Genomic DNA, 23704 nt, shown 5'->3' with positions numbered 1-23704 from the left:
TTAGATCGCCTCCTTTTCTTGGTCCAGCAAGCTCAGGTAGGAATCTTCCAGCGAAACAGAGAGCGGTGTTATGTATTTGACCGTGACATCCGCGGCGACAAGCTTTTTCACCAACTGCGGGTTGGCTGTCTCCGGGTCGGCGATTCTCAGATGAAACTGGTTTTCCACGCGTTTGTACGCTTCGACTTCCTTGGCTTCCTTGATAACCTGCTCCGACTTTTGCAGGTCTGCGCCGACATCGAGAATCACGTTGTAGGTGCTCCATTCTTCGCGGAATTTTTGCGGGGTGGTCAAGCGAATGACTTCGCCCTTGATGATCGCGAATTCATGGCACAATTCGTCAATCTCGGTCAGGATGTGCGAGCTCATGATGATCGTTTTCCCGGAGGCAGCCCATTCGCGGATCAAATCTTTCAGCTTGCGAATGCTGACGGGATCGAGATTGGCTGTGACTTCGTCCAGGAAGAGGACTTCCGGATCGTGCAAAATCGCGCAGATGATCGAAAGCTTTTGCTTCATTCCTTTTGACAACCTGCCGGCAGGGTCGTTTCTTCTTTCCCACAAGTCGAACTGGCGCAGCAAAAACTCGATGCGGGAGGCACGCTTGGCTTTGGGAATCTGATAGCAGGCAGCGAAAAATTCCAGGTTGTCCAGGACAGAAAGCTTGTCGTACACCCCCGGTGACTCTGTTACGCAACCGATTTTTTTGCGAATCTCTTCTCTGTGCTTGCTGATTTGATGGCCAAGGATGGTGACTTCTCCGGAGGTAGGCTCGATGAGGCAGGACAGGATGCGCAAGGTTGTCGTTTTGCCAGATCCGTTGGGGCCGAGTAGACCGAAAATCGTTCCTCTGGGAATCGAGAGAGAGATTCCGTTCAGAACATTTTTGTCGCCGAACGACTTTTTCAGGTCTTTCATTTCGATTACATGCTCCATCAATTATCACCTTTTTTCGAATGATTGTGTATAATAGAAATTGCAGTGTTTTCCATATATTCCACATTTTCTCTTCTTTTGTCGAAGTTCCTCTTTTTTCATCATGAATATTTTTTTTAATGATGAAGCCGTTTTTGACTGACTGCGCCGGACTTGAGGCATGAGCTGTTCGTCCTTCTTTCCTCCACGTTTTTCGTTCGGAATCGTCTCCCGATGCCTGCGAGCAACATAGGGGCATCAGGGGGCTTGGTTCTATCATGGTTAAGAGTTTTTAATCAAAAAGGAATTCTTTTCAGATTCAGAAAAATATAAACACTTGACCTCTAACTATTTACAAATTACCATTGTTTTGTACAATATGTAAAAAAGTGTAAAGACTTGTCTCAAGAAAGATTTTCAGTCGAAGCTACTTTTTTGTCAACGAAATTTTGGAAGTGCTGGTGGTGTTTTTGTGAGAATACTATTCCTGACAACGTTTATGAGCAAAAGCAACAAAGTTGTACGGTACTTGGAATCATTACACCACGAAGTCGTCATATGCCAGGAGAAATTGGATGAGCAGTCAGAATTTTTTGAAGATGTCGATTGGATCGTCAGCTATGCGTACGGCTATATTTTGGACAAGGCTATCGTTTCCCGCTTCAAAGGGCGCATCATCAACCTTCATCCCTCCCTTTTGCCCTGGAACAGAGGGAGAGATCCTGTTTTCTGGAGTGTCTGGGACGAAACGCCTAAAGGGGTGACGATCCACCTCATCGACGAAAATGTCGATACCGGGGAGATTCTCGTCCAGGAAGAGATTGCTTTTGCCGACGAAGATACGCTGCTCGACTGCTACAACAAGGCGCATCAGGCGATGGAAGACCTGTTCATCCGCGAGTGGGAAAACATCGTGCATGGGCGACTCACGCCCTATCCGCAGCCTGCCGGTGGAACCATCCATTTCAAAAAAGACCGGGATTTCTACAAAAATCTGAATATGACGACGGTAAAAGATTTGTTGGCATTAAAGCGGCTTTGCGAAGCGAACAACGAGGAAGCAGCGCCGATCGACAAAGCTTATCACCAGTTGTTTGAACAGCAAGTGGAACAGTCACCGGACAATGTGGCGGTTGTCGATCAGGGGCGTTCCTTGACATACAGACAGCTGAACGAACGGGCAAACCAATTGGCCCACCATCTCCGGTCCAGAGGCGTCAAGCCTGACGATCAGGTGGCGATCATGCTGGACAAGTCGTTGGACATGCTGGTCAGTATTCTCGCGGTGATGAAAGCAGGAGGGGCCTATGTTCCCATCGATCCGGAGTATCCGGCGGAACGAATTGTCTATATGCTGCACGACAGCAGCGCCACCATTTTATTGACAGAGACAAAGCTGAAAGACAGAGCGAGCAGCGGCTGCGAAGTGATCGACGTGTGCGATCCTGGCAACTACAGCGACAGGAAAGACAATTTGCCGCACGTCAATCGGCCGACGGACCTGGTCTACGTCATGTACACATCTGGTTCGACAGGCCTGGCCAAAGGCGTCATGATCGAGCATCACAATCTGGTCAATTTTTGCCAGTGGCATCGCCGCTATTTTGCCGTGACCGCTGCGGACAAGGCATTGGTGTATTCCAGCTTTTCATTCGACGGGTCGGCACTCGATATGTTTCCGTACCTGCTCGCAGGGGCATCTCTGCACATCGTGCCTTCCCCGTTGAAATACGACCTTGAAGCGCTGAACGACTACTGCAATCGGGAAAAAGTCACCATCAGCTATTTTCCGACAGGAGCCGCGGAGCAGTTCATGCAAATGGACAACCATTCGTTTCGCGTCGTGATTACGGGCGGCGATGTGCTGAAAAGAGTGGAGCGGCGCGGAACGTACAAGCTCTACAACGGTTACGGGCCGACAGAGTGCACGATCATGGTGACGATGTTTGAGGTAGACAGACAGTACCCGAATATCCCGATTGGCAAGCCGATTGACCGTACCCGCATCCTGATTTTGGACGAGGCCTTGGCATTGCAGCCGCTTGGGGTAGCGGGCGAGCTGTTCATCGTCGGCGAAGGGCTCGGGCGCGGTTATCTGAACCGTCCCGATTTGACGGCGGAGAAATTTTTGATCCATCCGCAAACAGGCGAGCGCATGTACCGCACAGGTGACAGGGCACGCTTGTTGCCTGACGGAAATATCGAGTTTCTGGGCCGCCTCGACAACCTGGTCAAAATTCGCGGATACCGCATCGAGCCGGGGGAAATTGAGCCTTTTCTCATGAGCCACCCGCGCATCGAACTGACAACGGTTGTCGCAAAAGAGCGGGAAGACGGGCGCAAATACCTGGTTGCCTATTACGTCGCCCCCGAAGAAATCCCGTCTGGCGAACTGCGGGAATGGCTGCGAAACGATCTGCCGGAGTACATGATCCCGACGTATTTTGTCCATATGGAGAGCTTTCCGCTGACCACGAACGGAAAGGTGGACAAGCGGGCACTGCCAGAGGTGCAGACGGGCGGGGAACTGGGGAGAGAGGACTACGCCGCCCCTACTGACGAGTTGGAGCAACAGTTGGCTATGGTGTGGAGCCGCGTGCTGGGGATTCCTCAGATCGGAATCGACGACCATTTCCTCGAACTGGGCGGAGACTCCATCAAGGTTATGCAATTGATTCACCAGCTAAAAGACATCGGGTTCCAGTTGCGATACGACCAGCTTTTCCTGCATCCGACGATCCGGCAACTGAAACGGCTTTTCGCAAATGAACAGCAGGCGAGCCTGGAGCCTTTGCCGGAGCTTGGGGAACAACAGGAATACGAGACATCGGCGGTGGAGAAGCGGATGTACGTCATCCAGCAGCAGGACGTCGAGTCGGTCGCCTACAATGTGGTTTTTACGGTCGATTTTCCATTGAGTGTCGATATTGAGCAAATCCGCCAGGCTCTGCAGCAGTTGGTACAGCGGCACGAAGGCTTGCGAAGCACGTACCACCTGCACGGTGACGAGATTGTGAAGCGGATTGTCCCTTGGGCAGAGCTGCCCTTCGTCCGCCAGACAGGGGCAGAAGAGTCGGTCCACAGCTTGCTTGCCGAACAGATCAAACCGTTTGATCTGGCACAAGCGCCGTTGCTCCGGGCGGGCGTGATTGAGACAGCGGACAGAAACATTCTCTGGATCGATTCCCACCATATCCTCATGGACGGTTTATCCAAATCGATCCTGCTGCGGGAATTGCAGGCTTTGCTCGAACAACAGCCGTTATCACCTGTAGAAAAAACTTACAAATCATTCGCGCGCTGGCAAAACGAATGGCTCACAAGCGACGAATACGAGCAGCAGCTTTCCTACTGGAAAACGCTCTTGCAAGGAGAGCTACCCGTCGTCCAGCTACCGACGCGAAAACGGCCGCCGCAATTGACATATGAAGGGGCGATCCAGACGCATCGCGTAAGCGCGGAGATCACGCGAAAGCTCAAGGCAATCGCAGCCAGACATGATCTGACTTTTTACATGCTCATGCTCAGCATCGTGTCCCTCTGGCTGTCCAAGATGAACAACGACAGCGAGAAAGTCATACTGGGCACCGTAACAGACGGCAGGCAGCATCCGGATACGCGCCAGATGCTGGGGATGTTCGTCAATACCTTGCCGCTGTTGCTCTCCCTCGATCACGAGAAAAGCTTTTTACATAACCTGCAACTGGTCAAACAAGAGCTTTTGCCGGCTCTGCAAAACCAGTACATACCCTTTGACAAAATCGTCGAAGGCTCTGGGGTAAAGCGCGAAGGAAATCGCCATCCGCTGTTTGACGTGATGTTCATGATGCAAAGCCCGCCGGAAAACGAGCTGGAGAAGCGAATGCGCTACATCCACAACGGCATCAGCAAGTTTGACCTGACACTGGAAGCGGTGGAGAGGGAAGATGAGCTGCACGTTGTGTTCGAGTACAACACCAACTTGTTTGATGAGGGCAGCATCAGCCGCATGATCGCCCAGTTTGCACACCTGCTCCTGCAAGCCGTTCACGGGCTGGACAAGCCGCTTCAATCGTTTGAACTGCTGCCAGAAGAGCAAAAGCGCGAGCTGCACGCACAGGTGAACGATACAGCCAAAGCGTACCCCGACAAGCTGCTGATGCCGATGTTTGAGGAATGGGTAGCGGCGACACCTGACAAAACGGCGCTCATCTTCCGCGAACAAGGCGTGACGTATCGCGAGCTGAACGAACGGGCGAACCGGCTGGCCCACACCTTGCGGGAAAAAGGGGTGCAGCGGGACGACCTGGTCATGCTGATTGCGGAACGATCTGTCGAGATGATCGTCGCGATTTTTGCCGTGCTGAAGGCGGGGGGAGCCTATCTCCCGATTGATCCACACAGTCCGACAGAGCGGATCGACTACATTTTCGCAGACAGCGGTGCCAAGCTGGTGCTGGCGCAAGCGCGTTTTGCTGAAAAAGCAAGCGCAGCGAAGGTCGTGCTGGAGCTGGACAACGAGAGCAGCTACGCACCTGATGCAAGCAATCCGCCACCAGTGAACAAGCCGGGTGACTTGGCGTATGTGATGTACACGTCCGGCTCAACCGGAAAGCCAAAAGGGGTCATGATTGAGCACGGCGCATTGCTCAATGTGATTCACGCCATGCAGGATGCCTATCCGTTGTTGCACGACGATGTCTTCCTGCTGAAGACGACCTACATATTCGATATTTCGGTCGCAGAAATCTTCGGATGGGTTCCCGGCAATGGGCGACTGGTCATTTTGGAGCCAGGGGCGGAAAAGAACCCCGCAGAAATATGGCAGGCAGTAGTCCGGGAAGGCATTACCCACATCAACTTTGTGCCGTCCATGCTGATCCCGTTTGTCGAGTATTTGCAGGGACGAACGGAGCGGCATCGGTTGCGGTACATCCTCGCCTGCGGGGAAGCGATGCCGGATAATCTCGTGCCAAAAGTGTTTGACGTTTTGCCAGAGGTAAAGCTGGAAAACATCTACGGGCCGACGGAAGCGACGATCTACGCCTCCCGGTATTCGCTCACAGCGGACAGTGTGGAAAGTCCTGTGCCGATCGGGAAGCCACTTGCCAACTATCGCATGTACGTCCTCAATCGGCATGGACAATTGCAGCCAATCGGCGTGCCAGGCGAGTTGTGCATCGCGGGTACAAGCCTGGCGAGAGGCTATTTGAAGAACGAAGCACTGACGCAGGAAAAATTCGTGGCCCATCCGCTGGAAAGAGGCGAGCGGATTTATCGCACGGGGGACCTCGCGCGCTATCGGGAGGACGGCAACATTGAGTACCTTGGACGGCTCGACCACCAGGTAAAAATTCGCGGGTACCGCATCGAACTGGATGAAATCCGCAGCAAGCTGATTCAGGAGGAGTCGATTCAGGATGCGGTAGTCGTAGCGAGAAACGATCAGAACGGGCAAGCCTACCTGTGCGCCTATCTGCTTTCCGAACGGGAATGGACTGTCGGCCAGCTGCGGGACGTGCTTCGGCGTGAGCTGCCGGAGTATATGATTCCAGCCCACTTTGTACTCATGAAGGAGTTTCCGCTCACGGCAAACGGCAAGCTGGATCGCAAAGCTTTGCCCGAACCTGACGGCAGTGTGAAGGCTGAAGGGGAATACGCAGCGCCGCGAACTGAACTGGAAAAGACGGTGGCAAAAGTCTGGGCCGACGTGCTTGGCGTCGAGCGGGTAGGGATTCGCGACAACTTTTTCGAACTGGGCGGAGATTCGATCAAAGGCTTGCAGATTGCGTCGCGCCTGCAACGGCACAACCTGATAATGGTCGTGAACCACCTGTTCAAATATCCGACAGTTGAGCAGATTGCGCCGCATGTTCATTTCGAGAAAATCGACATCGAGCAGGGACTGGTGACGGGACCGGTTGTGCTCACGCCGATGCAGCGGTATTTCTTTGAACGGATCACGTCGGACAGACATCACTGGAATCAGGCGAGGATGCTTTATCGTCCGGAAGGCTTCGTGCAAGAGCTGGTTCAGGAGGCGTTGAACGCGCTTCTTCGGCATCACGATGCCTTGCGCATGAGTTTTTGCGAATCAGACGAAGGAATGGTCCAGTTCAATCGAGGGGACGAAGGAACGCTGTATGCATTTGAGCTGGTGGACTGCATGGAAGAGCTGGATGTATCGCGCAAAGTGGAAGAGAAGGCGAACAGTCTGCAAGCCGGGATGAATTTGCAGGAGGGGCCGCTCGTTCAGGCAGCGCTCTTCCGGACAAGAGCAGGCGACCATCTGCTTCTGGCGATTCACCATCTGGTTGTGGACGATGCTTCCTGGCGCATCCTTCTGGAAGACTTCCGAACCGCCTATCAGCAGGCAGCTTCCGGCGAGCCCATCAGTTTTCCGAAGAAAACCCATTCCTATCAAAAGTGGGCAGAGGAACTGCAGCATGCCGCCGCCAGCAAAAAGCTGGAAAACGAGTTGGCCTATTGGAAAAAAGTCGAATCCACCCCGACCCGCCCGCTGCCCAAAGACCAGGAGACGCTCTACCAGACAGAACAAAGCACAGTGACGGCATGGATCCGCTTTTCCAAAGCCGAGACAGAAAACTTGCTTCACCACGCCAATCACGCCTATCAGACCGAGCCGAATGAACTGTTGCTGACGGCTTTGGGAATGGCTTTGCAGGAGTGGGCAGGGGCAAGCAATGTCAGCGTCTTTTTATCAGGACGCGGTCGAGAAGCGATGGTCAAAGGGCTGGATGTTTCCCGCACCGTCGGATGCTTCCGCACGCTGTTCCCGGTCGTTCTGCCTGCGGCCCAATCAGGCCAGGTGGGAGAGCGGATCAAGCTGGTCAAAGAGATGATGCGAGCCATTCCCAATAACGGGATCGGGTACTCCATCCTCAAGCATCTCTCTGCTTCTACCGACAAGCATGACAGCCATTTGACGCTTCAACCTGAACTCGTTTTCCATTATTCGTATGATTTGCATGAAGATGGAACGGATGGTTTGTTCACGTTCTCCCATCTGCCACAAGGTCGACTGCTCGGCCCAGCCGCCGAGCGCATGCACCAGCTGGAACTTTACGCCAAAATCGTCGGGGACGGGTTGGCCGTCTATGCCCACTACAACCGCAATGAGTACCGCAAGACGACTATCGACAAGTTGCTGGGACTTTATCACTATCATCTGAATACGATTGTGACCCATTGTACGCAAAAGAAAGACGTCGAGCTGACCCCAAGCGACTTTGTGGACAAGGACCTCTCGATGGCAGAACTGGACGACATTATGGACTTGATTGGCGATTTGTAAGTATCTGGAATCAGGAGGAGAGCAGTCGTGTCAAGGAATAAGATCGACAATATCTATCCGTTATCTCCTATGCAAGAGGGAATGTTATTTCATTCCCTCCTGGACGAAGAAACCGAGTCCTATTTTGAGCAATTGCGGTTCACGATCAAAGGGCTCATCGATCCAGCTATTCTGGAACAAAGCTTGAACACAGTGATCGAGCGACACGATATTCTCCGCACGGTTTTTCTCCTTGAAAAAGTACAAAAGCCTCGACAGGTTGTGCTCAAGGAAAGAAAGACAACGGTTCAGGTGGTGGACATTACCCACCTGAACCCCGATGAGCAAGACGCCTTTCTGGAGGACTTTGCAAGCAAAGATCGCAGGAAAGGCTTTGATCTAGCAAAAGACGTGCTCATTCGTCTTGCGCTTGTCCGGACTTCATCGGATTCGTATACCCTTTTCTGGAGTCACCATCATATTTTGCTGGACGGCTGGTGCATTCCGATTGTGCTGAATGACTTTTTTCAAATCTATCAGCAACTGAATGCAGGGCAGCCAGTCCAACTTGGCCCGGTCTACCCCTACAGCGCGTACATCAGCTGGCTCGGGGAGCAGGATACAGAAGAAGCAAAAGCAAACTGGGCCAAGTACATAAGCGGCTATGAGCCCAGCAGCTTTTTGCAAAAGCAAGGCGTCGGCGACAAATACAGGCAAGCGGAATTTGTCTTTGCGATTGACGAGGCACTGACAAGCGGCTTGAACAGGCTCGCCAAGCAATTGCAAGTGACGGTAAACAATCTTTTCCGCACGATCTGGGGGCTCATGCTACAACGGCACTGCAACACGGATGACATCATCTTCGGATCGGTTGTCTCCGGGCGGCCGAGCGAAGTTATGCACGTCGAGCAAATGGTGGGACTGTTCATTAACACCGTGCCTGTCCGTGTCCAGGCGAGCGAGCAGCAAACGTTTGCTGACCTGGTGAAGCAAGTGCAGGACGAGTCGCTCTCGCTGGAAAAATACCATTATCTTTCCTTGGCCGACATCCAAGGGAAGCAAAATTTGATCGATCATATTGTTCTCTTCCAAAACTATCCGATGGGTCAAGAGTTTCTGGCCCGCCTCAACCAATACAACCAGGATTTTACCCTCACTCATCTGACTGCATTTGAACAAACCAACTACGATTTGAACGTAATCGTTACCCCGAACGACGTCATCACGATCAAGTATATTTACAATGCTTCTTGCCTGACAGAAGAACAGCTTTTGCACATCAGTCAACAACTCACGACAATTATGACACAAGTCACAAACAACCCGGACATTCCTTTGCAGCAGCTCGAAGTAGTGGACCCGGCAGAGAAACATCGGCAGCTTTATTCCTTTAACGATACGTACCGCCATTATCCTGTTCATCAATTGATTCATCAAATTTTTGAAGAGCGTGCCAAGCAAAATCCGGACCGGGTTGCGCTGGTAATCGGCGAACAAACGGTCTCTTATCGCGAATTAAATGACAAGGCCAATCAACTTGCTGCTGTATTACGTGTCAGAGGCGTCGGACCGGAGAGCATGGTCAGCCTGCTTGTCGAACGTTCGGCGGAGATGCTGATCGCCATTCTGGCGATCTTGAAAGCGGGCGGAGCCTATTTGCCGATTGATCCCGCCCATCCGCAGGAACGGATTGAATACATTTTGCAGGACAGCAAAAGTCAATGGCTGCTGACGACCAAGCGCTTCCTTGAGACGATTGATTTTCCTGAGCGGATCATCAATCTGGAGGCGGATGAGCTTTACCAGGGCGTGGCGGACAATCTGCCATGCAGAGCGCATGCGGGAAATCTGGCCTACGTCATCTATACATCCGGTTCGACGGGCAAGCCAAAAGGGGTCATGATCGAGCATGCGAGCCTGCTCAACATCCTCTTTGCCCTGCACGAGGAATACCCGCTGCTGGAGAACGATGCGTATTTGCTGAAGACGACCTACACCTTTGACGTGTCCGTCGCAGAAATATTCGGCTGGATGTTGGGCGGCGGCAGACTGGTCATTCTCGATCCCGGCGCGGAGAAGGAACCGGCGCAAATCTGGGAAGCGATTGTGCGCCATGGCGTAACGCATGTCAATTTCGTTCCGTCCATGCTCATTCCGTTTGTTGACTATGTGCAAGACCGGAAGCACGCGAACCGACTACGGTACATTTTCGCCGCCGGGGAGGCCATGCCGTCCGATCTGGTGGCAAAAGTATACGAGGCACTGCCAGACGTCATGCTGGAGAACATCTATGGCCCGACGGAATCGACGATCTATGCCACGAAGTTCTCCCTGACGCGGGATTTTCGGGACGTATCGGTGCCGATCGGAAAGCCGCTCGCCAATATTCAGACGCATATCGTCAACAGACACGGGCAGTTGCAGCCAATCGGCGTGCCTGGTGAATTGTGTATCGCCGGAGCCAGCCTGGCGAGAGGATATTTGAACAACGAAGAGCTGACCAACGAAAAGTTTGTCCCTCATCCGTTTGCAGCGGGCAAGCGCATGTACCGGACTGGCGACCTGGCTCGTTATCGCCCTGACGGGAACATCGAGTACCTTGGCCGCATCGACCATCAGGTCAAAATTCGCGGCTATCGGATTGAGCTGGACGAAATTCGCAGCCAACTGATCCAGGAAGATTCGATTCGTGATGCGGTTGTTGTGGCTCATACCGATCATAACGGGCAAGCGTATTTGTGCGCCTATTTCATCGCGGACAAGATGTGGAACGTTTCGTCCTTGCGTGAATGGCTTCGCCAAACATTGCCCGAGTACATGGTGCCGTCCCATTTTATCCAGATGGAAGAGTTTCCGCTGACCTCCAGCGGGAAAATTGATCGCAAAGCCCTGCCTCTCCCTGACGGCAGTGTGAATACGGGCACCGCGTACAGTGCGCCGCGCAACCCGATAGAGGAACTGCTTGCCCGCATCTGGGAGGAAGTGCTCGCTGTAACGCGAGTCGGGATTCACGACAACTTTTTCGAGCTGGGTGGTCACTCGCTTTTGGCGACACAAGTGCTTTCGCGGACAGCCAAGCTGTTTCAGGTTCAGCTTACGATGCGGGAGATTTTTACTTATCAGACGGTAGCTGAGCTTGCCGAGCGGATTCAATTCCTGCGCCAGGGAGCGGAGGGCGTGAAGCAAAGCGCCATCGAGCCGCGCCCACTCAGCAGTTTCGCCGAGTGGCCGCTCTCCTACGCGCAGCAACGTCTCTGGTTCCTTGATCGGCTCATCCCGAACAGCGCCATGTACAACATTCCGGTCGGATTCCGCCTGCGAGGTGACGTCGACGCACATGTGCTGGAATGCGCTTTGAATGAAATCATCAGACGGCACGAGTCGCTCCGCACGACGTTTATCGACGTAGACGGGCGCGCTGTTCAGGTAATTCATACAGATGTACACTTGTCGCTTGCCGTGATGGATCTGCGCCACAAACCGGCAGCGGAAAAAGACGCGGAGTGGAAGCGGATGGCGGCAGAAGACGCGGCGACACCATTCCAGCTCGATCAATGGCCGTTAATGCGCGCCGGGTTGATCCGGTTGGCGGAGCAAGAGTCCATTCTCTGGCTGAATGTACACCACATCATCGCGGACGGCTGGTCGATGGATGTACTGGTGAACGAACTGAGCACGGTGTACGAAGCATTGCTCAAGAAAGAAGCGGTGCCGCTTGCTGACTTGCCGATCCAGTACCGCGATTATGCGATATGGCAGCGGGAACAAGGGCAAAACGACGTATGGGAAAAGCAGCTTGGCTACTGGAAACAGAAACTGGCTGGCAGCGAACCGCTGTTGCCGCTGCCGACAGATCGGCCGCGTCCGGTCGTACAAAGCTATCGCGGCGACAATCTTTCCTTTTTCGTGTCGAGTGAAGTGGGGCAAAAGCTGCGCGAACTGGGCCGCCAGGAAGGTGCGACGCTGTTCATGACGCTGCTTGCGGCGTTCAAAAGCTTTTTGTACCGCTATACGCATACGACAGACATATTGATTGGGACGCCAGTCGCCGGACGCAATCGGCAGGAAATCGAAAACTTGATCGGATTTTTCGTCAATATGCTGGTTCTGCGTACCGACTTGTCCGGCGATCCGTCATTTGTGGAGTTGTTGCGGCGAGTGCGTGAGACGGCGTTTGATGCATTTGCCAACGAGGACCTGCCTTTTGAAAAGCTGGTGGATGAACTGCAAATCGAGCGCAGTCTGAGTTATTCCCCGCTGTTCCAGGTGCTGTTCGCTCTGCAGGGGATGTCGACAGGCGTACGGGAAGGCGAGACGCTGGCGATTGCACCGGATGAAGTCCAGCTCAACCAGACGACCAAATTTGATTTGACGCTGACGATGATCGAAGCGGAAGACGGCGGGTTCAAGGGTGTGTTTGAATACAGCACGGATTTGTTTGACCGTTCGACCATTGAGCGAATGGCGGGGCATTTCTGCCATCTGTTGCAAGCGATTGCCGTCCAACCAGGGCAGAGGCTTACGTCCATTCCGCTGCTCGGTGATGCGGAACGAACCCGGATGCTCGTCGAGTGGAACCAGACCGAAGCTGCTTATTCCCGCGAGCGGAATGTCCACGAACTGGTCACCTGCATGGCGCGCGAGTTTCCCGAGCAGCTTGCTGTGATCGGCGAGGAGGGAGCGATCACCTATGCAGAGCTTGATGCGAAGGCCAACCAGCTTGCGCATGTCTTGTTGAAGCGCAAGATTGGCGCCGAGGATCTGGTCGGGATTTGTGTGGAGCGTTCGATTGAAATGCTGATCGGTCAACTTGCGATCCTCAAGGCAGGGGCCACTTATGTTCCGATGGACCCGGCGTACCCGCGTGAGCGACTCGCTTTCATGATGGACGATGCGCACATGTCACTGGTGTTGACCCAGGAGCGGTTGCTTGAGGCATTGCCGGAAAGTGCTGCGGCGTATCTTTGCCTGGACCGGGATTGGCAGGAAATTGCCCAAGAGAGCCCGGTTGCGCCTGCCATCACGACAAAAGCGGAGCAACTCGCCTACGTCATCTATACGTCAGGTTCAACGGGTACACCAAAAGGGGTGCAGATCGAGCACGGGTCGCTTCTCAATCTGGTCTACTGGCACCAACGGGCGTACAACGTTACTGCCGGGGACCGGGCCTCGCAAATTGCCGGAACGGCTTTTGACGCTTCGGTATGGGAGACTTGGCCGTATTTGACGGCAGGGGCGACGATTTGCCAGCCGCCGGAAGAGATTCGTCTCATGCCGGAAAAGCTGCGGGATTGGCTCGTCGAATCCGAAATCACGATCAGCTTTTTGCCAACCCCTCTGGCCGAGAGCATGCTTGCTTTGGAATGGCCGAACAAAACAGCGCTGCGCTACATGCTGACAGGTGGCGACAAGCTGCACCAGTACCCGACTGCGGATGTGTCGTTTACGCTCGTGAACCAATACGGTCCGACAGAAAATACCGTCGTCGCGACAGCGGGCGTCGTTCCTGCTGGCGGAGAGCGTGCGTCTGCCCCTTCCATCGGGCGGCCGATTGACAACGTAGCGGTGTATGTACTCGACGAAAACAGACAGCCTGTGCCTACAGGTGTAGTCGGGGAGCTGTACATTGCCGGAAAAAGTCTCGCGCGCGGCTATTTGAACCGGCCAGACCTGACAGCAGCCAGCTTTGTACCGAATCCGTTTTCCCCGGTCCCCGGTGAGCGCATGTACCGCACGGGCGATCTGGTCCGTTATAGAGCGGATGGCAGCCTGGAGTTCATCGGGCGTGCCGACAATCAGGTAAGCATTCGCGGGTTCAGGATCGAGCTTGGCGAGATTGAAACGGCGCTGTACGCGCATCCGGCAGTATTGGAGGCGGTGGTGGTCGTCAGGGAAGATGTGACGCCTGGGGTGAAGCGGCTTGTCGCCTATGTCGTGCTTCACGAAGGAGAAGCGATCCTGACGGGCGAGCTGCGTCAGTCGCTGAAGGAGAAGCTGCCGGACTACATGGTGCCGTATGCAATCGTACTGCTGGATGCTCTGCCGCTTACGCCAAACGGAAAAGTAGACCGTCGTGCATTGCCAAGACCCGATGTCTCGCAAACGGAGTGGGAAGGCCGCCATGTCCCGCCGCAAACAGAAGCGGAACGCAAGCTGGCTGAAATTTGGCAAGAAGTTCTCGGGGTAGAGTCGATCGGGGTTCACGATAACTTTTTCGAGCTTGGCGGAGACTCGATTTTGACGATTCAGATTGTCTCGCGGGCCAGTCAGGCGGGGCTGAAATTGACGCCGAAGCATTTGTTTGACGCGCAAACATTGGCGGAGCTGGCTGCCAGCGCTGTAGTTGTAGAGGACGCGCCACAGCAGGCGCAGGCCGAGCAAGGAGTCGTAACTGGCGAGCTGCTGCTTACGCCGATTCAAATGTGGTTTTTTGAGCAGGAGATTCGTGATCTCCATCACTGGAACCAGTCGGTTATGCTGGCTGTCCGGGAAAAACTGGATGCGACTGTACTGGCAGAAGCTTTTGCCGCCCTGCCTGTTCACCACGATGCGCTGCGTCTGCGTTTTCCATACGTCGACGGAAAGCGGAAGCCGTATCATGCAGCAATCGCGGATAAAGACGTGCTGCAAGTGGTCGATTTGTCGTCCGTTCCCGAAGCGGATCGCGAAGCCCGAATGCAGGCAATCGCGGACGAGCTGCAGGGAAGTCTGGACATCGAAAAAGGGCCGCTGCATCGCGCGGTATACTTCCAGCTCGGCAGTGAGCAGCGTCTGTTCATGGTCATTCACCATCTCGTAGTCGATGGCGTTTCCTGGCGGATTATTTTGGAAGACTTGCAAACCGCCTATCAGCAACTGAAAGCAGGGCAAAAGCTGGAGTTGCCTCGAAAAACGACTTCGTTCAAAAGCTGGTCGGAGGCGTTGGTGCAGTTCGCCCGGCAAAGCAAGGTCGACGACTACTGGATGCAGCTTGACACCGGAAAAATATGCCCGCTGCCTGTGGATCGCCCGACAGGAACAAACAAGGAAGGTCTGGCGGTACAAGTGAAAGCGAAGCTGAGTGCAGAAGAGACGCGCGCCCTGCTGCAAGAAGTGCCGGCTGCTTATCGCACCCAGATAAACGATGTCCTGCTCAGCGCCTTGACCCGAACGGTTGCCGACTGGACGGGCAAAGAGACACTCTACGTTGCCGTCGAGGGGCACGGACGGGAAGCGATCAGCGATGGCGTGGACATTTCCCGAACCGTGGGATGGTTTACGAGCATGTACCCGGTCTTGCTGGAAGCACAGCCGGAGATGGCATGGGGAGACATGCTGAAATCGGTCAAGGAACAGCTTCGCGCCATTCCCGACAAAGGCATTGGCTACGGCATTCACCGTTATTTGAGCGAGGACGAACAAACAGTCGCACGTTTAACGGCCTTGCCGCAGCCGGAGATCAGCTTCAACTACCTGGGACAGTTTGGCCAAGCGCAAACGGCTGATGCCGCCTTGTTCCAGATGATCCCGAACTGGTCCGCTTCCAATCAGGGCAAAGAGGAAACCCGTCTGCACAAGCTCGACTTCCTTGGCATGGTGACACAAGATCAGTTGGAAATGACCTGGACGTACAGCGGCGACCTGTACGAACAAAGCACAGTGGAAAAGCTCGCACGTAGCTACGTACAAGCGTTGCAAGCGATCATTGCCCATTGCCGCACAGAAGAAGCAGGGGGCTATACCCCTTCCGATTTCCCGCTGGCTGAGCTCGATCAAAAGAGTCTGGACAAGTTCATCGGAAAAAATCGCCGGATCGAAAACGTCTACACGCTCACGCCGTTGCAGGAGGGAATGCTGTTCCACTCCTTGTACGAGCAGACAGGCGGGGATTACGTCGTGCAACTGGCTTTGAAGCTGAACGATGTAAATGTGGCGCTGTTTGCGGAAGCTTGGCAAAAAGTCGTCGAGCGTCACGCGATTCTCCGCACGTCGATCCTCTGGAGCGGACTGGAGAAGCCGCATCAGGTCGTCCATACGCATGTCAAAGCGGATGTCACGCAACTGGATTGGCGTCATTTGACAGAAGCGGAGCAGGAAGCGAGCCTGCAAGCGTATCTGGAGCAGGATCGCAAGCGCGGCTTCGATCTTGCGCGTCCGCCGCTGATGCGCTGGGCATTGATTCGCCTGGATGCCAACACCAGCCAGTTCGTTTGGAGCTTCCATCACATGCTGCTGGACGGGTGGAGCACGCCGATTGTGTTTCACGATTGGCAGGCGTTTTACCAGGCAGCGCGCCAAGGGCGTGAAGCGAAGCTGCCAGCGATTCCTCCGTTCTCTGCCTATATCGCCTGGTTGAAGCGGCAAAATCTGCAGGCAGCCGAGCAGTATTGGCGCGATTATTTGCGGGGCTTTAGCGTTCCGACTCCGCTTGCGATGGGCAAAGCGGGCGGAAGCGCCGGACAGCCAAAAGAGTACGCAGAGCACAAACTCGTCTTGACGAAGGAGACGACTGCGCGGCTCCACGCCTTTGCCCGAATGCATCAGTTGACGCTGAATACATTGGTTCAGGGTGCTTGGGCACTGATTCTTGGACGTTATGCTGGCGAAGCTGAAGTGTTGTTTGGGGCAACCAGCCTGGGACGTCCGGCCGATTTGGCCGGAGCCGAATCGATGGTGGGGCTGTTTATCAACACGTTGCCAGTGCGCGTGCTTTTACCGGAGCAAACGGACGTCATCAGTTGGCTGCACGATTTACAGCTGGCCCAAAGCGAGATGCGCCAGTACGAATATACGCCGCTGGTAGACATCCAGAGCTGGAGCGAGGTGCCGCGCGGGCAGTCGTTGTTTGACAGCATTTTCGTTTTTGAAAACTATTTGTCTGACACAAGTGCCGAGTCCGATTCCGGTGTATGGCTCGGGAAAGTCAAGGCAGTCGAGCAGACGAGCTATCCGCTGACACTGGTCGTCGCCCCTGGCGAAGAGCTTTTGCTCAAACTGATTTATGAGACAGGGCGATTTGAGCGAGAGGCGATCGACAGAGTTTTGGCTCAGTTGAGCAGAGCGCTTCAGGTCATCATGCTTCAACCGCAGGAACCGCTCGCTGCGCTGTCGATCATCACAGACGAGGAACGCCACAAGCTGTTGGTGGAATGGAATGCGACCGAAGCGGAGTACGCGCGCGACGTCGTGATTCACCAGTTGGTGGAAGCGCAAGCAGCGGCAACGCCCGATGCCGTGGCGCTGGTCGTCGGGGAAGAACGCCTGACGTACAGAGAGCTGAACGAACGAGCAAACCAGTTGGCTCGCTACTTGCGCGAACAGGGGATCGGGCCGGAAGTATTGGTTGCTGTCCTGATGGAGCGCACGACAGAGATGATCGTCGCCATGCTCGGCATTCTCAAGGCAGGCGGGGCGTACGTGCCGATTGATCCGGCCTACCCGCAAAACAGAATCGGCTACACGCTGGAAGATTCGCAAGCAGCAGTGGTCTTGACCCAAGAACGATTGCTGCCGATGCTGCCTGACCATGCTGCCACGGTCATTTGCCTGGACCGCGACTGGGAGCACATTGCAGCAGCACAGCGCGTGGAAAACCTGCCGAATCTGGCGGAGCCAACGAACTTGTCCTACGTGATCTACACGTCAGGCTCGACAGGTCTGCCAAAAGGGGTGGCGATCCAGCACAGCAGTGTCATCGCCTTCATCCATTGGGCGAAAACAGTCTTTTCAGCGGAAGAGATGAGCGGTGTGCTTGCTTCCACCTCGATCTGCTTCGACCTGTCTGTCTATGAAATATTCGTGACGCTAAGCTGCGGCGGCAAAGTGATTCTGGCTGACAATGCCTTGCACCTGCCAACCCTGCCGGCAGCAAGCGAAGTGACTTTGATAAATACCGTGCCATCTGCTGCCAAGGAACTGGTGCGGATGAACGCCATCCCGGCAAGCGTTCGGGTGGTCAACTTGGCCGGGGAGCCTTTGCCGAACACGTTGGCGCAAAGTCTGTATGCGCTGGAGCATGTGGAAAAAGTTTTCAACCTGTACGGTCCTTCGGAGGATACGACCTATTCCACGTATGTGCAGGTGCCAAAAGGAGCCGAGACAGAGCCGACGATTGGCCGTCCGCTGTCCAATACGCAAGCGTACATTCTCGACGCCAGCCTGCAGCCTGTGCCGCTTGGCTTGCCAGGGGAGCTGTACCTGGGGGGCGACGGTCTTGCCCGCGGCTACCTGAACCGTCCGGAGTTGACGGCAGAGCGCTTTGTGCCCAATCCGTTCCACCCTGATCCGCATGCGCGCATGTACAGAACCGGCGATCTGGTGCGCTACTTGCCAGATGGGCAAATCGAGTATTTGGGCCGACTGGACCATCAGGTGAAAATTCGCGGCTACAGGATCGAACTGGGAGAGCTGGAGGCTGTGCTACGCACCCATCCGGCGGTCAAGGAAGCGGTGGTCATGGCAAGAGAGGACAAGCTGGGAGAAAAACGTCTCGTGGCCTACTTGACGGAAGCGGATGGAAAAAGAGAAGAGAGTGCAGTCTTGACTGCCTGGGCGAAAGCAAAGCTGCCGGAATTCATGGTTCCGTCCGTCTTCGTCTGGCTGGACGTCATGCCGCTTACGCCAAACGGCAAAATCGACCGCAAGCAGCTCCCAGAGCCAGAGTGGAGTCAGACAGTTTCTACTCAGGACTATGCAGCGCCACGCAACGAGACGGAGGAGATGGTGGCAAACATCTGGTCGGACGTGCTCGGTGTCGGCCAAGTAGGAATCCACGACAACTTTTTCGAGTTGGGCGGCCATTCGCTGCTGGCGACGCGGGTCATTTCCCGTCTGCGTGAAACGTTTGCGAAAGACGTGCCGATCCGCACCCTTTTTGAAAGCCAGACCGTTGCCAAGCTGTGCGAGGCACTCGGCGAAATGTTGCCGGAAAAAACAGAAGATGCGATCAGATCGGTTTCGCGGGATCGTCATTTGCCGCTGTCTTTTGCGCAGCAGCGCCTGTGGTTCCTCGACCGACTGATGCCAGACAGCACCTTGTACAGCATCCCGTCCGCCGTGCGTTTGCTCGGAGACTTGCATATCGAGGCATGGGAAAAGAGCATGCAGACGATGATCCGGCGCCACGAAAGCCTGCGGACGACTTTTGGCGATGTGGATGGAAAAGCCGTGCAAGTCATTCATCCCGAGCTGGCATGGACGCTGGATGTAATCGACCTGCGTGGCTTGCCAGCGGATGAGCGGGAAGCGGAAGCGCACCGCTTGGCGGGCGTGGAAGCCGCTACGCCATTCTGCCTGAGCGAAGGTCCGCTGTGGCGCACGCTTTTGATTCGTTTGACAGAGCAAGAGTCCGTCTTCCTGTTCAATATGCACCATATTATTTTCGATGGCTGGTCTATCCGCATTTTCATTGAGGAAATGCGGGAACTGTATGAAGCGTTTGTCTATGGAGCAGAGCCTCATTTGGACGAGTTGCCGCTGCAATACGCCGATTACGCCGTCTGGCAGCGGGAGTGGCTGAAAGGCGAGGTACTCGACGGGCAACTGGCGTACTGGAAAGACAAGCTCGCGGGTGCCGAACCGCTGCTGGCCTTGCCGACAGATCGTCCGCGACCCGCCGTGCAAAGCCATGAGGGAGCCATGTACACGATTGCGCTGTCAGACGAACTGCAGGCGAAGCTGAACAGATTCAGCCGGGAAGAAGGCGTGTCGCTGTTCATGACGTTGCTTTCAGCCTTCCAGACGTTGCTCTACCGCTACAGCGGGCAGGAGGATATTCTCGTCGGAAGCCCTGTCGCTGGACGGACCAGACAAGAGACAGAGCAGATGATTGGCTTTTTCGTCAATACGCTGGTATTGCGCACAGATTTGTCAGGAGAACCGAGCTTCCGCGATTTGCTGGCAAGAGTGCGGGAGACATCACTTGAAGCATTTTCCCACCAGGATTTGCCGTTTGAAAAGCTGATCGACGAGTTGGAGCTGGAGCGCAGTCTCAGCTACTCGCCGCTGTTCCAGGTGATGTTTGTCCTGCAAAACTTCCAGCTTGATGTAAGCGAAAAAGCGGGAATCCGACTGGCGGAATTCGATATGGACGAGCACCTCGTCACAGCCAAGTACGATCTTACGTTGACCATGGCGGAAAAGGCGAGCGGACTGACGGCTACGTTTGAATACAGCACGGCCCTTTTCGATCAAGCGACAATTGTGCGCATGGCCAAGCATTTCACGCAAGTGCTGGAAGCAGTCGTGCAGATGCCGGAACAGCCCATCACCCGTTTGCCGCTTCTTGTGCAGGACGAGCGCGAACAACTGCTCGTGGCATGGAACGATACAGCGACCGCTTACCCGCGGACGAAACGGGTCGATCAATTGTTCCAGGAGGCAGCGCGGACGTATCCCGAGCGCATCGCGGTCGTTTCGGAAAATCAGGCGATCACCTATGCCGAACTGGAGAAACGGGCCAACCAGACGGCCAACTACTTGCAAAAACAAGGGGTGCGCTCAGGCTCGCTCGTCGGGATCTGCGTCAAGCGTTCTTTGGACATGCTGATCGGATTGCTCGGGATTCTCAAGGCAGGCGGCGCCTATGTGCCGTTGGATCCCGACTATCCACAGGAACGTCTGGCGTACATGATGAACGACGCGCAACTTACGGTATTGCTTACCCAGGAACAACTGCTGCCTGCTCTGTCAGCAGGAGAGCGGACGACGATCTGCCTGGACCGCGATTGGGCAGCGATTGCAAAGGAGAGCGAGCTTGCGCCTGCTCTTGACACGACAGCGGAAAGTCTCGCCTACGTCATCTACACATCCGGTTCTACCGGTTTGCCAAAAGGCACACTTGTCCCGCATCGCGGCATTGTCCGGCTGGTCAAGGAAACGGACTATGTGACGATTACGGAGCAAGACGTTTTCCTGCAAGCGTCTACGGTGTCGTTCGACGCGGCGACATTTGAAATATGGGGCAGCCTCCTGAACGGGGCAAAGCTGGTACTGCTGCCGCCTGAGCTGCCTTCGCTTGCGGACATCGCACAGGCGATCCAGACGCACAAAGTGACGACGCTCTGGTTGACAGCCGGGTTGTTTACGCTGTTGGTCGATCATCACAAGGAGTATTTGGCGGAAGTTCGCCAACTGCTTGTAGGCGGCGATGTCGTCTCTGTTTCCCACGTCAGAAAAGCGCTGGAAATCGCAGGGCTGACGGTTATCAACGGGTACGGGCCAACGGAAAACACGACGTTTACCTGCTGCTATCCGGTCATGGAGTTGCCAGAGACGTTCCAGTCCTTCCCGATTGGCCGACCGATCAAAAATACGACGGTCTACGTGCTGGATCGGCACATGCAGCCCGTTCCAATTGGCGTGACAGGTGAACTGTACATCGGCGGAGACGGTCTGGCAATCGGGTATTTGAATCGCCCTGACTTGACGGCAGAGCGCTTTGTGCCAAATCCGTTCTCGTCCGATCCAAAGGAGCGTCTCTACCGCACAGGCGACTTGGTGCGCTACCTGCCGAATGGCCTGATCGAGTTCATCGGCCGGATCGACAACCAGGTGAAAATTCGCGGATTCCGCATCGAACTGAGTGAAGTGGAGTCGGTTCTTGCCAAACACCCTGCGGTTGCCGCCTCGGTGGTCGTTGTCCGCGAGAGTGAGCCGGGCATGAAACAGCTCGTCGCTTACGTCGTCAAGGAAGCGGAGCAAGAGCTTGAGCCAGCAGAACTGCGCCAGCACTTCAAAGCGCATGTGCCCGATTATATGGTGCCATCTGCGTTTGTCATGCTGGATGGCTTGCCGCTTACGCCAAACGGAAAAGTCGACCGCAAAGCGCTGCCCGATCCTGTCTTTGAACGCAGCCAGGAGGAAAGCTCGTATACGGCGGCTACGAGCCTGATCGAGCAAAAGCTGGTGGACATCTGGTGCGCCGTCCTGCGTATGGATCGCATCGGCATTCACGATAACTTTTTTGAGCTGGGAGGCGATTCGATTCTCAGCATTCAAATCGTCGCCCGTGCGAACAAAGCCGGAATCCATCTGACGCCAAAGCAGTTGTTTGATTATCAGACGATTGCAGAGCTGGCAAAGGTTGCAGGAAAAATCCAAAAAATTACAGTTGAGCAAGGCAAAGTGACAGGCGAGGTTCCGCTCTTGCCGATCCAGAGCTGGTTTTTCGAGCAAGAACAGCCAACCCCGCATCACTGGAACCAATCCATGCTGCTTCGCGTGAACGAACCGTTGGAGGAAGAGCCTTTGCAGCAAGCCGTCGCCCACCTGCTCGCCCACCACGACGCGCTTCGCCTGCGCTATACCTATGCGGATGGACAGTGGGAGCAGACGTATGCAGAGGTCGATGCAGAGGTGCCACTCAGCGTGGAAGACCTGTCCATGCTCCCGCCAGCCCAGCATGCGAAAAAGATCGAAAAGCTCGCGCAGCAGGCACAAGCGAGCCTGAACCTGGCGAACGGGCCACTCGTGAAGGTCGTCTACTTCGATCTCGGGTTTGATCGACCAGGCCGTTTGCTGATCGTCATTCACCACTTGGTCGTAGACGGTGTCTCGTGGCGCGTGCTGATCGAGGACCTGCAAACGGCATATACGCAAGCTGCGAACGGAAAAGAGATTCAATTGCCAGCGAAGACGACCTCCTACAAGACATGGGCGGAAAAATTGCGTGAGTACGCCGCATCCGACCGCATGCTGGCCGACCGGACATACTGGCTCGCGGCAGCGGACGAGCTGGCTGCCCATGCCCCGGCAGTCGATGACAGGGAGCGAAACATCGAAGAAAACTGCCAGACGGTGACGATCTCTCTGGAGGAAGCAGAGACAGATGCGCTTTTGCAAAAAGTTCCCGCTCGCTACCGCGTGCAGATCAACGATATTTTGCTGACGGCGCTGGCTTTGGCCTACGTCAAATGGACAGGCGAGCACTCTCTCTTGGTCAGTCTGGAAGGCCACGGCCGCGGAGAGCTGTTCGAGGACGTCGATCTTTCCCGAACCGTCGGCTGGTTTACGTCGATGTATCCGCTCCTGATCCAACTGGACAAAACCATGTCGTTGGAAGATACACTGACACACGTCAAAGAGAAGCTGCAACAAATTCCAAACAAAGGTCTCGGCTACGGCCTTCTGCGCTACATCGCTTCGGACGACGAGGTGGTCAAAAAGCTCAAGGCGATTCCGCAAGCGCCGATCAGCTTCAACTATTTGGGGCAGTTCCATCAAGCAGTAGAGACAGATTCTCTGTTCGGATTTGCAGAAGGAGAAAACAGAGGCTCCAACAACGCACCAGACAACAAGCGGGCCCACCTGATCGACGTGGTAGGGGCCGTCACTGAAGGCAAGCTTGGCGTAAGCTTCCTCTACGACGAGACACGGTATAGCGAGGCGAGTATCGAGACATTCGCCCGGCATTACACGGATGCCTTGCGTTCACTGATCCATGCGGAGAAACAAAACTACAGACCCGAAGACTTCGAGGATGCAGACCTGAGTCAAACGGCGTTGAACAAGGTTCTCGCCAAGCTCAAGAAAAGATAG

The 23704-nt window shown here is 54.9% G+C and carries 3 protein-coding genes; 2 read left to right on the top strand and 1 reads right to left on the bottom strand.

Going from position 1 to position 23704, the window contains the following annotated elements:
- A complete protein-coding gene (locus tag AAFJ72_RS11535) occupies positions 1 to 936 on the bottom strand; it encodes an ABC transporter ATP-binding protein (RefSeq protein WP_432774080.1) in 936 nt (311 codons plus the stop codon).
- Positions 937 to 1486: 550 nt separating this feature from the next.
- Between AAFJ72_RS11535 and AAFJ72_RS11530 the strand changes: the two genes are divergently transcribed.
- Positions 1487 to 8209, top strand: a complete 6723-nt coding sequence (locus AAFJ72_RS11530; protein WP_432774079.1) for an amino acid adenylation domain-containing protein — start codon at positions 1487 to 1489, stop codon at positions 8207 to 8209.
- Between the two features lie 27 nt (positions 8210 to 8236).
- Positions 8237 to 23704: a non-ribosomal peptide synthase/polyketide synthase gene (locus tag AAFJ72_RS11525; RefSeq protein ID WP_432774078.1), complete on the top strand. Its 15468-nt coding sequence runs from the start codon at positions 8237 to 8239 to the stop codon at positions 23702 to 23704.

Source organism: Brevibacillus gelatini, assembly GCF_050920745.1.
GTDB classification, from domain to species: domain Bacteria; phylum Bacillota; class Bacilli; order Brevibacillales; family Brevibacillaceae; genus Brevibacillus; species Brevibacillus gelatini.
Note: the sequence above shows the minus strand (reverse complement) of the source record. Positions and strands in the feature narration are given on the sequence as shown.

Excerpts from the sequence above, each read along its gene's own strand:
- AAFJ72_RS11535 (WP_432774080.1), bottom strand. The coding sequence starts at position 936 with ATGGAGCATGTAATCGAAATGAAAGACCTGAAAAAGTCGTTCGGCGAC.